Annotated in this window: 12 protein-coding genes; 6 read left to right on the top strand and 6 right to left on the bottom strand. The window is 57.3% G+C overall.

Features of this window, described 5'->3' with window-relative positions:
- Positions 1-54: 54 nt before the first annotated feature.
- The 6 genes from ACOTYN_RS22600 to yihU are packed head-to-tail and all read right to left on the bottom strand — an operon-like array spanning position 55 to position 8,033.
- Positions 55-1,479: an MFS transporter gene (locus ACOTYN_RS22600; RefSeq protein ID WP_023331636.1), complete on the bottom strand. Its 1,425-nt coding sequence runs from the start codon at positions 1,477-1,479 to the stop codon at positions 55-57.
- A 43-nt stretch (positions 1,480-1,522) separates the two neighbouring features.
- Positions 1,523-2,905: an MFS transporter gene (locus ACOTYN_RS22595; RefSeq protein WP_071922765.1), complete on the bottom strand. Its 1,383-nt coding sequence runs from the start codon at positions 2,903-2,905 to the stop codon at positions 1,523-1,525.
- A gap of 45 nt (positions 2,906-2,950) precedes the next feature.
- Complete coding sequence (locus tag ACOTYN_RS22590; protein ID WP_332959138.1) at positions 2,951-4,975, bottom strand: alpha-glucosidase; 2,025 nt, start codon at positions 4,973-4,975, stop codon at positions 2,951-2,953.
- A 17-nt stretch (positions 4,976-4,992) separates the two neighbouring features.
- On the bottom strand, positions 4,993-6,234 hold the full coding sequence (gene yihS / locus ACOTYN_RS22585) for a sulfoquinovose isomerase (protein WP_014885754.1): 1,242 nt from the start codon (positions 6,232-6,234) through the stop codon (positions 4,993-4,995).
- 14 nt (positions 6,235-6,248) lie between these two features.
- Positions 6,249-7,124, bottom strand: a complete 876-nt coding sequence (gene yihT / locus ACOTYN_RS22580; RefSeq protein ID WP_014885753.1) for a sulfofructosephosphate aldolase — start codon at positions 7,122-7,124, stop codon at positions 6,249-6,251.
- An 18-nt stretch (positions 7,125-7,142) separates the two neighbouring features.
- Entirely contained in the window at positions 7,143-8,033 is an 891-nt protein-coding gene (gene yihU / locus ACOTYN_RS22575; RefSeq protein WP_047361300.1) for a sulfolactaldehyde 3-reductase, read from the bottom strand.
- Between the two features lie 155 nt (positions 8,034-8,188).
- Here yihU and ACOTYN_RS22570 point away from each other — a divergent pair, with 155 nt between their 5' ends.
- The 6 genes from ACOTYN_RS22570 to fabY all read left to right on the top strand — a co-directional run bounded on the left by ACOTYN_RS22570 (position 8,189) and on the right by fabY (position 12,934).
- Entirely contained in the window at positions 8,189-9,085 is an 897-nt protein-coding gene (locus ACOTYN_RS22570) for a sugar kinase (RefSeq protein ID WP_071922766.1), read from the top strand.
- A gap of 34 nt (positions 9,086-9,119) precedes the next feature.
- Positions 9,120-9,920 carry a DeoR/GlpR family DNA-binding transcription regulator gene (locus ACOTYN_RS22565; protein WP_045281575.1) on the top strand — a complete coding sequence of 267 codons (801 nt, stop codon included), beginning with the start codon at positions 9,120-9,122 and terminating at the stop codon, positions 9,918-9,920.
- A 119-nt stretch (positions 9,921-10,039) separates the two neighbouring features.
- Positions 10,040-10,639, top strand: a complete 600-nt coding sequence (gene yihX / locus ACOTYN_RS22560) for a glucose-1-phosphatase (RefSeq protein WP_023331629.1) — start codon at positions 10,040-10,042, stop codon at positions 10,637-10,639.
- The gene (locus ACOTYN_RS22555; protein WP_047343713.1) at positions 10,633-11,514 is read left to right on the top strand and encodes a virulence factor BrkB family protein; all 882 of its coding nucleotides are present in this window, start codon (positions 10,633-10,635) and stop codon (positions 11,512-11,514) included. The genes yihX and ACOTYN_RS22555 overlap by 7 nt, the downstream gene beginning before the upstream one ends.
- Positions 11,511-11,948 carry a D-aminoacyl-tRNA deacylase gene (gene dtd, locus ACOTYN_RS22550; protein ID WP_014885747.1) on the top strand — a complete coding sequence of 146 codons (438 nt, stop codon included), beginning with the start codon at positions 11,511-11,513 and terminating at the stop codon, positions 11,946-11,948. Before ACOTYN_RS22555 ends, dtd begins: the two co-directional genes overlap by 4 nt.
- Positions 11,949-11,992: 44 nt before the next feature.
- Complete coding sequence (gene fabY / locus ACOTYN_RS22545; RefSeq protein WP_023331628.1) at positions 11,993-12,934, top strand: fatty acid biosynthesis protein FabY; 942 nt, start codon at positions 11,993-11,995, stop codon at positions 12,932-12,934.
- The last annotated feature ends 60 nt before the right edge of the window (positions 12,935-12,994 follow it).

Genomic DNA, 12,994 nt, shown 5'->3' with positions numbered 1-12,994 from the left:
ACAGAAAGGCCTCCCTCCTGATTAACAGGAAGGACATATTGGCCGGATTTATTGTTATAAAGTGACTGCTGACGCTTTATTGTTGGTGGTTATCTCAGGGGTATTCGCTGATTGTTTTTTCCGTTTTCCAATCTCCTCGATAATAAAGGCGAAGCGCGCTTCGTTGAGTTTATAAAACAGCCCCATGGTCACAGCGGCGACGATTGCCAGACCGCATGGCCAGAGGAAAATAAGCTGACGCAATCCCAGCAGCGTGCCCGCGCTTTGAACGGCATGGGGAACGTAGCCAATCTGGGTCAGCATGATGCCGGGCAGGAAGCCAGCGAGGGCGGCGGATATTTTGCGCGAGAAGGTATAACCGGTGTAAACCGACCCTTCGGCGCGGATGCCGGTTTTCCATTCGCCATAGTCGACGGTATCCGGCACCAGCGCCCAGTTCAGGCTGTTCACAAACGCCGTGCCGAAGAAGGCCATGCAGGAAAACAGCACAAACAGCAGGGAGCTGGTCCCCCAGAAGAAGTTCAGCACGTCACCCACTGCCCACAGTGCCAGCCCACCCAGATACACCGGCTTCTTGCCAAAGCGCTTCACCGCGCCGGGCACCAGAAACACGCCAATCAGAATGCAGCCCATGCTGAAAAAACCCATCCACGATAGCAGATGAAGATCGTTCAGCACGTACTGGGTGTAATAGACCTGAATCGCCAGCTTGATGTTAAACGCGGCGAGGGTACACAGGTTGGCGATGCACAGCACCAGCAGCGGCGGGTTGCGGAAAATCGCGCAGAACGATTTCAGGATGCCGGGCTTATGGTGATCGGGCGTGAGCTCCACGTAGCGCTCTTTCACACCGCTGTAGCACCACCACATGCAGAACAGGCCTCCCGTCACAAACACCAGCGCGGCCACCAGATAACCGAGTGAGGGCTGGTGGACGAACAGTGCCTGAATGGGCATAAAGCCCACGGTGCAGAGCAACAGCCCCACCGTCGCGCCGCCCTGACGCCAGGCGGCCAGCTGCGCACGCTCGTTCGGGTTTTTGGTTATGGCCGGAACCATCGCGCCGTAGGAGCAATTCATCAGGCTGTAGCACAGGCCAAACAGCATAAAGAGCACCGTGGCGAGCGCCGTTTTCACCGTCAGGCTAAAGTCGTTGGCCATAAACTGCGCCGTCGCGACCAGCGCCACCGGGACGGAGGCGTAGAGAATGAACGGCCGGAATTTTCCCTTCTTACCGATATTCCGCCGGGAGTCCAGCAGCACGCCGGTCAGCATGTCGGTAAACGCGGTGAAGAATTTCGCCACCAGGAAAATAATGCCGCCATAGAACGCGGGCATGCCCAGTTCATCGGTGTAAAACTTCAGCAAATACAGCGTGCCAATACACAGCATCAGGTTCGAGCCAAAATCGCCCATCCCGTAGGCGCACTTCTCACGCAGGCTCAATTTCAGGGTTAACGGATCAGTATTATCTCTCATGGTCGATCCTCAGAGCGCCCCGCAGGGCGCTCTATCACGTCATTTATGCCGTACGCTTGCGCAGTTCGATCTCTTCGACGATGCGCACATACATCTTCTCGTTGAGGTTGTAGAAGCAGCCCATCGCCACGATGGTGATGACCGCCAGCAGGCTTGGATAGATAAATATCAGCTGCCGCAGCCCTTCAACCGTACCGGTGGATTGCACTACGTTGGGCACATAGCCGATCTGCGTGAGCATGATCCCCGGGAAGAAGCCCGCCAGCGCCTGAGATACCTTGCGGAAGAAGGTAAAGCCGGTATAGACCGTTCCCTCGGAGCGCACGCCGGTGCGCCACTCGCCGTACTCCACGGTGTCGGAGACCAGCGCCCAGTTCAGGCTGTTCACAAACGCGGAACCGAAGAACGCGAGGCAGGAGAACGCCACAAAGCTCACCGAGCCGCCGCCGAAGAAGTAGTTGAGCAGATCGCCCGCCACCCAAATCATCAGCCCGCTGATGTAGACCTTTTTCTTACCGAAGCGCCGCACCGCGCCGGGCATCATAAAGACGCCGATAAAAATACAGCCCATGCTGAAGAAACCCATATACGACAGCAGAATCGGGTCGTTCAGCACGTACTGCGTGTAGTAGACCTGGATGGCGAGCTTGACGTTAAAGGCACCCAGCGTGCACAGGTTAGCAATGCACAGGATAAACAGCGGACGGTTCCCGGCGATGGCGCGAAAAGACTGTAACAGCCCCGGCTTTTGCGCCGGATTGGCAGGCTGCATCTCGACGTAACGCTCGGTCACGCCCTTATAGCACCACCACATAAAGAACAGCCCGAACAGCGAGAAGAGGGTGGCGGCAAAGATATAGCCTAGCTGATCGTTGCCCTCAATCAGGTTCATCACCGGGACAAAGCCCACGGTACAGAGCAGCAGGCCGAGCGTGGCACCGCCCTGACGCCATGCGGCCAGCGAGGCGCGCTCGTCCGGGTTTTTGGTAACGGCGGGCACCATCGCGCCGTAAGAACAGTTCATCATGCTGAAGAACAGGCCGTACAGCATAAACAGCACGGTTGCCATCACCGTTTTACCGGTCACCTCAAACGGCGTGCCCACGAAGTTGGCAATCGCCAGCAGCGTCACCGGGAAGGCGGCGTACAGCACGAACGGGCGGAATTTCCCTTTCGGGCCAATCTTGCGCCGGGAGTCGAGCATGATCCCGGTGCCCATATCGGTGAAGGCGGTAAAGAACTTCGCAATCAGGAAGATGATCCCGCCGTAGGTGCCCGGCAGCCCCAGCACGTCGGTGTAAAACTTCAGCAGATACAGCGTGCCGATATCCAGCAGGATGTTAGAGCCGAGATCGCCCATCCCGTAGGCGAGTTTCTCTTTAAACGGCAGGCGCAGGGTTGCCGGATCAGAAGTATGTTGACTCATTATTGTTCTCCGTCTGCCCGCAGGTTTCCCTGCGGGCGAGCCTTATCAGATATGACGTAAGGTGCTAAACAGATCTGCCCATTCACTGTGCTGGCGATAGAAGACCGGTGGCTTGCCGAGTGGGGCATCAACGGTCACGTCACCGCCCTGGCAGCATTCCCCGGTCCACGCATTCACCCAGTTGTCCTGCGGCAGATAGAGCGTCCAGTCCGTGCGCCCCTCTTCGTGAACGGGCGCCACCAGCAGATCGCGGCCAAACAGATACTGGTATTTCAGCGTGTAGGCGCGTGCGTCGTCCTCGTAGTGCAGGAACAGCGGGCGCATCACCGGCAGGCCGCTTTTCGCGTTCTGCGCGACGGCGGCTTTGATATACGGCTTCAGGGTGGTGAAAACGGTGGTCATGCGCGCGAAGTGCGCGATGGTTTCCGCATCGCCGTCGAACTGCCAGTTATCGCCAGGACGGTTACCTTCGTGGGTGCGCATCATCGGCGTGAAGGCGTTAAAATCGCACCAGCGCAGCAGCAACTCTTTACTGCGCTTCATCTCGAACAGGGTGGTATAGCCGCCGATGTCGCTGTGGTGCAGGCCGTGCCCGGTCATCGCCAGAGACAGCGCCGCAGGCACCACGGATGCCAGACCGTCGTCCAGGCTCCAGTCGACGTTCTGATCTCCCGCCCACATCATCACCGAGTGCTTCTGGCTGCCGGTGTAGCCTGCGCGCATAAAGAACAGGATCTCGCCAAGTTTGCCGGTCTCCTCCAGCGCCTCGTAGTTACATTTGGCCCACAGGGCTGGCCACGCGTTGTGCATGATCTCTGCGCTAACGCCGTTGTGCAGGAACGTGTCAGTCGGCAGATATTCCCCGAAATCGGCCATCCAGCCGCCGCAACCCAGTTCGATCAGGTTCTTTTTGATGACCTCTTTGTACCAGTCGTAGGCTTCAGGATTGGTCAGGTCGATGACGCCCGCATAGAACTCGCCAAACTCGACGTGGTAGTCCTTGCCGTCGGCATTTTTAGTCAGATAGCCGCGTTTCGCTGCTTCTTCGCAGAGATCTTTATCGCTGGCGACGTACGGGTTGATGTAGGAGAGGAACTGCACGCCTTCCTGTTTCCATTGTGGAATACGCTCGTCAAGCTGTGGGTACAGCTCGCTGTTCCACTTCCAGTTCCACATCACGCGTTTGCCGAAGGAGGTCATGCGAATGCCGGACCAGTCCTGCGCCCAGATACCGTTCACCTTCACGCCCCCTTTGCGCATGACGTCGAGCTTCTGCTGACAGACCTCGGTGCCGCCCTGAATACCCAGCGTCACGCCGTCGTAAACCCAGTCCGGCAGTTCAGGCTGACGCCCCAGCAGTCCGGTGAGTTTTTCCAGCAGGCCGACGTAGGTTTCCGCACAGTCGAAGCGCAACGTGGCGGTATCTTCCCAGAACGCCAGTTCGTGGAAGTCCGGCGCGCTGAAGTCAAAATTCATGTAGCAGCTGTTGTCCACGTGGCAGTAGTACTTCTGGGTGTTCACGAAGGTAGGCTGTGGGAAGAAGGTCCAGTAGTAATCGCCGCCTGCGTTCTCTTTGCAGTCGGCCTGCCAGGTCACGTAGGTTTGCTTGTTACGGCCCACACCCTGTTCGCTGGTCCACAGCGGGAACGGCTTGCCGCGCAGATCGAAATAAGAGAACTGCTCGCCGCAGCCGTAAATGTGATCTTCTGGCTGAGCCGCCAGCCGCAGCCAGATGCGGTTATGGCGGGTGGCATCGTTTTTAAGCTTCATCTCCAGGCGGCCTTCGCCATCCACGCCCACCAGCAGCGTCGCGCTGACCGCATCGCCACGGGTAAAGCGGATCGCCCAGCCCGCGCTTTGCTGCGTGACGGTTGCGTCCGTCAGCGCGATCTTTTCGTTCAGTTTGTCCTTGATGCTGAAATTGCCGCGAAACATCTCAATATCGGCGACGCCTGCACCGATCCACAGGCAGGGCGCATCCGCGGTATGGGACAAAATCAGGCGGTTTTCCCAGTGCAGGGTGAAACCCCTTTCGTTATTTTTCAGGTCAATATTGTGTAGGGTACGCATAAAAACTCCGTCTTTTATTATTTGGCCAGGCAGTCCAGCAAACCGGCGGCCGTTGCCGGGGCTAAGCCCGGTGCCAGCGGCAAACGTGGGATCACCAGGCAGTGCAGCAGATGGTAAATATCCTGCTTGCCGTCCCAGACTTTGGTTGTCACTTCGTTATGGGTATCCAGCTCCTGCCACCAGGAACCGTTCTCGTAATCCATCAGGTACTTAATGCAGTAATCCCACCACTTCTGATACCAGGCTTCGTACTGTGCTTCGCCGGTTACGGTGTAGAGTGCGTAAGCCGTGCCCATCGCCTCGACGATAGGCCAGCGCACGCGTTCACGGACAATAGGCTTACCATCCCAGCCTACGGAGTAGACGAAACCATCGGCCCCGTCCGGTGCCCAGGCGTCGCGGATGGTGGCATGGAACAGTCCTTTCGCATCTTCCAGCAGCCACTCCGGCGGGGTTTCAAAACGGGCTTCCAGCGCGGCGCGCAGGTGCAACATCAGACGGCCCCACTCGATCCAGTGGCCCGGCGTGCCGCCGTAGGCGCGGAAACGGTGGGCAGGATTGTCGATGTTGTAATCGCGGATCGGGTTCCAGTCGGTGTCGAAATGCTCATTAACGCGGTACTCACCTTTGCGCGCCACGTCGTGAATAATCACCGAGGCGATACGCAGGGCGCGGTCGAGCCACTTGCGGTCGTGCGTGACGTCATAGACGATCAGGAACGCTTCAACGGCATGCATGTTGGCGTTGCCGCCGCGATAATCCTCGGTTTTGCTAAAGGCCTCGTCCCAGGATTCGAGGCACATTTGTTCTTCCTCGCTCCAGAAATAGCGCTCGATCACCTCAATCGCATCGTCCAGCAGTTTGCGCGCCTGCGGATGGCCGGTGGTCACGGCGCTCGCCGCGCCCAGCAGCACGAAGAAATGCTGATAGCCCTGCTTGGAGGCGTCGATCACGCCTTCATCGTTCACACAGGCGTACCAGCCGCCGTGCTGTTTGTCGCGCAGCGGGCCGTTGAGGGCATTAATACCGTGCTCAACCAGGGCATACGCCCCGGGACGCCCCATATTGGCGGCCACCGCATACACGTGAAGCATGCGGGCGGTGATCCACAGATGCGTGCCCATATCGCTTCGCACCTGGCCGTTATTGCCCAGCCAGCCAAAGCCGGTCGGCACGGCGGCGTTTTTACCGAAATCGAAAATACGGTCGGTCTCTTGTTCGAGCCAGCGGTTATGGCTCAGGGTGTTAAACCATTTCATGTTCGGGTCCTTTCTTAGCGGCGAGCCATCATTTCGTCGACGATCTCACCCAAACGCTGCAGTTTTGGCACAGAGACATCGCGCAGCATCATTTCAGTATCCGGCAGCCCCACCACGGAGGACCACACGGCGCGACCGGCTAAAAAGCCTGAAGCCCCCGCCTGCATGGCAACCTGCACCGCGCGCGGGAAGAGCTTGTCATCCACGCCGGAAGAGAGGATCACCCACGGCATATTGATTTCCGCGTTCAGCTTTTGCGAGGCGGCCAGCAGTTCCTGCTGCGTACCTTTACCGAACAGCGGCATCTCCACTTTGTAGAGGTCGGCACCGCTATCGCCCAGCTCTCTGGCGGCGTCGATAATCGCCTGCTCGCGGTTGAACGCGGCACCGCGACGCGGCGGACGCACCACCGGTTCGATAATGCTAAGCAGTCCGTTGCTATGGCACAGCGTATTGAACGCCTTCACCATCTCCAGACGTTGCTGCGGATCTTCATCGCTGCGCCACAGCACCAGCAGCTTCAGCGCCTTGCCGCCATCGCGTTTTACTGCCTGCGCGTCGATGTTCTTGTCGATCACCACGCTATCGACCGGAATACCGTTGCCCGGTATAAACTCGTCCGCTGCCACAATCATCGCGCAGCTTTTGGCGACGGCCTGCTGCTCGACGATCTGGCGATAGCAGAACTGCTGGTCAACCAGAATAGCGGAGGCATACGGCGACAGGATTTTGGCCGCGTTAACCTTAAAATCCGTGAGGTGCTGGTCGGTTACCGGCACCGGCGCGCCTGCCGCAGCAAACATCAGGCGCATCGCTTCGCGCTGGTCCACGGCCAGCATGGCAAAACCGCCGGAAGGTCGGGTGATATCTTTCAGGGTGTACATCGTCATTCCTCAGTCCTTTTCGTATCAGTGTGATTTTTTCAGCCCGGCAGATGCGCGAACCTGTTCAAGAATGGCCGTCCAGTCTTCGCGCCCGCGCCCGGCGGCGCGAGCCTGGTTGTAAACTTCACGGGAAGCCGCGCCGAGCGGCATGGGAACGTGGAGCTGGTTGGCCACGTCCAGGGCGATCCCCAGATCTTTATGCGCAAGGTCGATCATGAAGGCGGGTGAAAGATCCCCTTTCAGCACCTTGTTCGGCCATGAGGTTGTGAAGTGGCCTTTGCCTGCCGGCGTGCCGCTCATGACCTTGAGCGCCACGTCGAAGGAGAGGCCGAGCGCTTCGCACAGTACGGCCGCCTCTGCTGAAAGCGCGTTCAGGGCGATGCTCATGTAGTTATTGATAAGCTTCACGCGGATGCCCATGCCCGGCCCGCCAGCGTTGATCAGCTCATTGCCCATCGCCATTAATACCGGCGTGGCGCGCTCAACCTGCTGCGCCGTGCCGCCTGCCAGCAGAAGTAACGTACCGGCGATGGCATGGTCAGACGTTCGTCCGACGGGGACGTCCATCAGGCTGAAGCCGCGCTCCGCCATGTCACGGATCAGCGCGTCAGTTTGCAGTGGATGAATGGTGGACATATCGATCACCAGCGCGTCGTGGGATAACCCTTCGCAAACGCCGTGCTCGCCGAACAGTACGCTGCGCACCAGGTCGCCGTTGGGCAGCATGGTAATGACGAATTCGGCATCCGCAGCGGCCTGCGCTGGCGTCGCCACTGCCTGTGCGCCGCTCTCCACCAGCGTCTGAACGGCCTGCGGGTTCACATCAAAGACCTGAAGCCGGTGACCTTGTTTCAGCAGATTCTTCGCCATTGGCGCGCCCATCTGCCCTAAACCGATAAATGCGATTGCTGACATGCCTTTCTCCTGTCACATCGTGTCAATTTTTGCGCGTTTGTGTTGTCTGTTTTTGATCGTATTTGTAATTTATAGTCAAAAAATTGACAGGGGTCACTTTTTAAACATTTGATGAAATTAAAATGGCAGCATCAGAAATCGCACAAGGAATCACCATGACTCGCATCGTTTGTGTCGGCATTACCGTGCTGGATCGCATCTGGTATCTCGATGATTTACCAAGGGAAGGTGGGAAATATGTCGCAAAAGATTATACGGAAGTGGGCGGTGGCCCGGCGGCAACTGCGGCGGTGGCGGCAGCGAAACTGGGGGCTGAGGTGGACTTTATTGGCCGCGTGGGTGACGACGAGACCGGAAGACGCCTGCTCGCGGAGCTGGAATCCCTGGGGGTGAATACCCGCTACACGCGCGTGTTTAAAGGGGCCCGATCGTCACAATCCGCAGTGCTGGTGGACGCCAGCGGGGAGCGCGTGATTGCGAACTACCCCAGCCCCGATCTTCCCGCTGAGGCTGACTGGCTGCAAGACGTCGACTTCTCACAATGGGATATCGTATTAGCAGACGTGCGCTGGCATGACGGGGCAAAACAGGCGTTTATCCGTGCTCGCCAGCAGGGCGTACCCACCTTACTTGATGCGGATGTCACTCCGCAGGACATCGCGGAACTGATCGCCCTAAGCGATCATGCCGCCTTCTCCGCGCCGGGACTGCGGCGTTTAACGCAGCTGGATGAAGCTGAAGACGCGCTGAAAAAAGCACAAATACTCACAAATGGACATGTGTACGTTACGCAGGGGCGAGACGGTTGCTTCTGGCTGGAAAGCGGCAGGTTATGTCATCAGCCTGGCTTTGAGGTCGAGGTGGTTGATACCACGGGGGCGGGCGACGTTTTCCACGGTGCGCTGGCGGTCAGTCTGGCGCAGCAAGCGTCCGCCGCTGACGCCGTGCGTTTTGCCAGCGCCGTCGCCGCCCTGAAATGCACCAGGCCCGGCGGGCGTGCGGGTATACCCGACTGTGATCAAACCCGCTCTTTTTTGTCACTTTTTGTATAAAATGCGGGGCGTGATGGTTTTCAGAGGACAGCCCATGAGTCTTACCGAACTGACCGGCAACCCGCGTCACGATCAGCTGCTGACGCTGATTGCCGATCGCGGCTATATGAATATTGATGAACTGGCGCAGCTGCTGGATGTGTCCACACAAACGGTACGACGGGATATCCGTAAGCTCAGCGAGCAGGGACTCATAACGCGTCATCATGGCGGTGCGGGCAGGGCGTCCAGCGTGGTGAACACGGCATTCGAGCAGCGTGAAGTTTCGCTCACCGAAGAGAAGCGGGCGATTGCCGAGGCGATTGCGGACTACATTCCCGATGGCTCGACCATCTTTATCACCATCGGGACGACGGTGGAGCATGTTGCCCGGGCGCTGCTCAATCACAACCATTTGCGTATTATCACCAACAGCCTGCGGGTGGCGCACATTCTCTATAAAAACCCGCGCTTTGAAGTGATGGTCCCCGGCGGCACGCTGCGCCCGCATAACGGCGGCATTATCGGCCCGGCGGCGACGGCGTTTGTATCCGGCTTCCGGGCGGACTATCTCGTGACCAGCGTAGGGGCGATTGAGCACGACGGTGCGATGATGGAGTTTGACGTCAATGAAGCCAGCGTGGTGAAAACCATGATGGCTCACTCGCGCCATATTTTACTGGCAGCCGATCATACGAAGTACAGCGCTTCCGCCGCCGTAGAAATTGGCAACGTGGCGCAGGCCACGGCGCTATTCACGGATGAGCTTCCCGGCTCGGCGCTGCAAAATCTCCTCATATCCAGCAAAGTGGAAGTAGTTGAAGTCAGTTCAGGAGAAGAACAGCAGGCTGGCTGACCTTTTTATGGCCCGATATCTCTCTTCGGGCCATTCCTTTCTTTAAGCTGGATCTCGCACATAGCCAAACCTTCTCTTTCCCGCTACAGTTATTTTTCCACGGCGAGCAGGAGATAAACATGCTTTATATCTTTGATTTAGGAAATGTAATCGTCGATATCGATTTTAATCGCGTGCTGGGCGCATGGAGCGACTTTAGCCGTGTTCCGCTGGCGACGTTAAAGCAGAATTTCGCGATGGGCGAAACCTTTCATCAGCATGAACGCGGTGAAATGAGTGACGAAGAATTCGCAGAGCGTTTCTGCCAGGATATGGGGCTGTCGTTAAGCTATGAGCAGTTTTCGCACGGCTGGCAGGCGGTATTTGTCGCGATCCGTCCGGAAGTGATCGACATCATGCACAAACTGCGCGAGCAGGGGCACCGAGTGGTTGTCCTGTCGAATACTAACCGCCTGCACACCACGTTCTGGCCTGAAGAATACCCTGAAGTTAAGGCAGCGGCAGATAAAATCTATCTCTCGCAGGAGATGGGTATGCGCAAGCCCGAAGCGCGGATATATCAGGCCGTTTTGCAGGCAGAAGGTTTCACTGCCGCCGATGCCGTCTTTTTCGACGACAATGCCGATAATATAGAGGGAGCTAACCAGTTAGGTATCACGTCAATTCTGGTGACCGGAAAAGAGACGATACCCAACTACTTTGCGAAGCAGTTATGTTAAAAACCGTTCATCAAAAAGCCACGCATCATACGCGCCCGCTGAGAGCCTGGCTAAAACTGCTCTGGCACCGCATTGATGAGGACAACATGACCACGCTGGCGGGAAACCTCGCGTACGTGTCGTTGCTCTCATTAGTGCCGCTGGTGGCGGTGATCTTTGCGCTATTTTCCGCCTTTCCGATGTTTGCGGACGTCAGCCTGCAGCTTCGCCATTTCGTGTTTGCGAATTTCATTCCTGCCACCGGGGATGTTATCCAGAACTACATCGAGCAGTTCGTTGCCAACTCCAACAAGATGACGGCGGTGGGGGCGTGCGGGCTGATTGTCACTGCGCTGCTGCTGATGTATGCCATTGATAGTGCACTGAACACAATCTGGCGGAGTAAAAAAGCGCGGCCAAAAGTCTACTCTTTTGCCGTGTACTGGATGATCCTCACGCTCGGCCCGCTGCTGGCCGGGGCGAGCCTTGCCATCAGCTCTTACCTTCTGTCATTGCGCTGGGCGAGTGATTTAAACGGCGTTATTGATAATGTGCTTCGCATCTTTCCGCTGATCCTGTCATGGCTCTCGTTCTGGCTGCTCTATAGCGTCGTACCGACCACGCGCGTACCAAACCGCGATGCGGTAGTGGGGGCGCTGGTGGCGGCCGTGCTTTTTGAGCTGGGTAAAAAAGGGTTCGCTCTCTACATCACCATGTTTCCGTCCTATCAGCTGATTTACGGCGTGCTGGCGGTGATCCCCATTTTGTTTGTCTGGGTCTACTGGACCTGGTGTATCGTCTTGCTTGGTGCCGAAATAACTGTCACTCTCGGCGTATACCGCGAACTTAAAAAAGTAGCAGCAGCTGAAAAACAACAAGAAGCAGACCAACCATGATTGCATTGATACAGCGCGTAACCCGTGCCAGCGTCACCGTGGAGGGAGAGGTGACGGGTGAAATTGGCCCAGGACTTTTGGTGTTGTTAGGTGTCGAAAAGGATGATGACGAACAAAAAGCTAACCGCTTATGCGAGCGGGTGCTGGGTTACCGCATTTTCAGCGATGCGGAAGGCAAGATGAACCTGAACGTCCAGCAGGCGGGCGGCAGCGTCCTGGTGGTGTCTCAGTTTACGCTGGCAGCGGATACCGAGCGCGGCATGCGCCCGAGTTTCTCGAAAGGCGCCGCGCCGGATCGTGCAGAAGCACTTTACGAATACTTTGTTGAGCGTTGTCGCCAGCAGGAAATGCATACGCAAACCGGACGATTCGCTGCAGATATGCAGGTATCGCTGGTGAACGATGGCCCCGTCACATTCTGGCTCCAGGTATGAGCCAACTGGCGGCGTGGCCGCGGGTAACAAGAGAGAGTACAGCTATGTATCACCTTCGAGTACCGCAAACGGAAGAAGAGTTAGAAGCCTATTACCAGTTCCGCTGGGAAATGCTGCGCAAGCCATTACATCAACCGAAAGGCTCTGAGCGCGACGCCTGGGACGCAATGGCCCATCACCAGATGGTGATGGACGAGGAGGGCAATCTCGTCGCCGTCGGGCGTCTGTATATCAATGCCGATAACGAAGCATCTATTCGCTTTATGGCGGTTCACCCTTCCGTACAGGACAAAGGGCTGGGGACGCTAATGGCAATGACCCTGGAGTCCGTCGCCCGCCAGGAAGGCGTTAAGCGCGTCACCTGTAGCGCCCGCGAAGATGCCGTGGAGTTTTTTGCCAAACTCGGTTTTGTGAATCAGGGGGAAATCACCGCCCCGCAAACCACGCCGATTCGTCATTTTTTGATGATCAAACCCATTGCCACTCTGGACGACATTCTGCATCGCGCAGACTGGTGCGGTCAGTTACAGCAAGCCTGGTATGAACATATCCCTCTGAGTGAAAAGATGGGCGTGCGCATCCAGCAGTACACCGGGCAAAAATTCATTACCACCATGCCGGAAATCGGCAACCAGAACCCTCACCACACCCTGTTTGCTGGCAGCCTGTTTTCTCTGGCAACTCTCACCGGCTGGGGGCTGATCTGGCTGATGCTGCGCGAGCGCCATCTTGGCGGCACCATCATTCTGGCCGATGCCCATATTCGTTACAGCGCGCCAATCAGCGGCAAACCGAGCGCGGTGGCTGACCTTGGCGCACTGGGCGGCGACCTTGATCGTCTGGCGCGTGGCCGCAAAGCGCGTGTACAGATGCAGGTTGAGCTGTTTGGCGATGAAACCCCGGGCGCGGTTTTTGAAGGAACTTACATCGTTCTCCCTGCGAAGCCGTATGGCGCGTATGAAGAGGGGGGAAATGAAGAGGAGTAGCGCTGACCTGCCCCCACGATTAGATACAACACTCAGTTAGTAACGTCGGAATCTTCATTC

Source organism: Enterobacter cloacae complex sp. IR5458 (assembly GCF_049238025.1).
Classification (GTDB): domain Bacteria; phylum Pseudomonadota; class Gammaproteobacteria; order Enterobacterales; family Enterobacteriaceae; genus Enterobacter; species Enterobacter kobei.
The sequence above is the reverse complement of the archived record's forward strand: the minus strand, read 5'-3'. Positions and strand labels throughout refer to the sequence as shown.

What these genes read in the sequence shown, in the direction of transcription:
- ACOTYN_RS22565 (WP_045281575.1), top strand. Translation starts at nt 9,120, where the DNA reads ATGAGTCTTACCGAACTGACCGGCAACCCGCGTCACGATCAGCTGCTG.
- yihT (WP_014885753.1), bottom strand. Translation starts at nt 7,124, where the DNA reads ATGACGATGTACACCCTGAAAGATATCACCCGACCTTCCGGCGGTTTT.
- ACOTYN_RS22595 (WP_071922765.1), bottom strand. Translation starts at nt 2,905, where the DNA reads ATGAGTCAACATACTTCTGATCCGGCAACCCTGCGCCTGCCGTTTAAA.
- yihX (WP_023331629.1), top strand. Translation starts at nt 10,040, where the DNA reads ATGCTTTATATCTTTGATTTAGGAAATGTAATCGTCGATATCGATTTT.
- ACOTYN_RS22600 (WP_023331636.1), bottom strand. Translation starts at nt 1,479, where the DNA reads ATGAGAGATAATACTGATCCGTTAACCCTGAAATTGAGCCTGCGTGAG.
- dtd (WP_014885747.1), top strand. Translation starts at nt 11,511, where the DNA reads ATGATTGCATTGATACAGCGCGTAACCCGTGCCAGCGTCACCGTGGAG.
- yihS (WP_014885754.1), bottom strand. Translation starts at nt 6,234, where the DNA reads ATGAAATGGTTTAACACCCTGAGCCATAACCGCTGGCTCGAACAAGAG.
- ACOTYN_RS22555 (WP_047343713.1), top strand. Translation starts at nt 10,633, where the DNA reads ATGTTAAAAACCGTTCATCAAAAAGCCACGCATCATACGCGCCCGCTG.
- yihU (WP_047361300.1), bottom strand. Translation starts at nt 8,033, where the DNA reads ATGTCAGCAATCGCATTTATCGGTTTAGGGCAGATGGGCGCGCCAATG.
- ACOTYN_RS22590 (WP_332959138.1), bottom strand. Translation starts at nt 4,975, where the DNA reads ATGCGTACCCTACACAATATTGACCTGAAAAATAACGAAAGGGGTTTC.
- ACOTYN_RS22570 (WP_071922766.1), top strand. Translation starts at nt 8,189, where the DNA reads ATGACTCGCATCGTTTGTGTCGGCATTACCGTGCTGGATCGCATCTGG.
- fabY (WP_023331628.1), top strand. Translation starts at nt 11,993, where the DNA reads ATGTATCACCTTCGAGTACCGCAAACGGAAGAAGAGTTAGAAGCCTAT.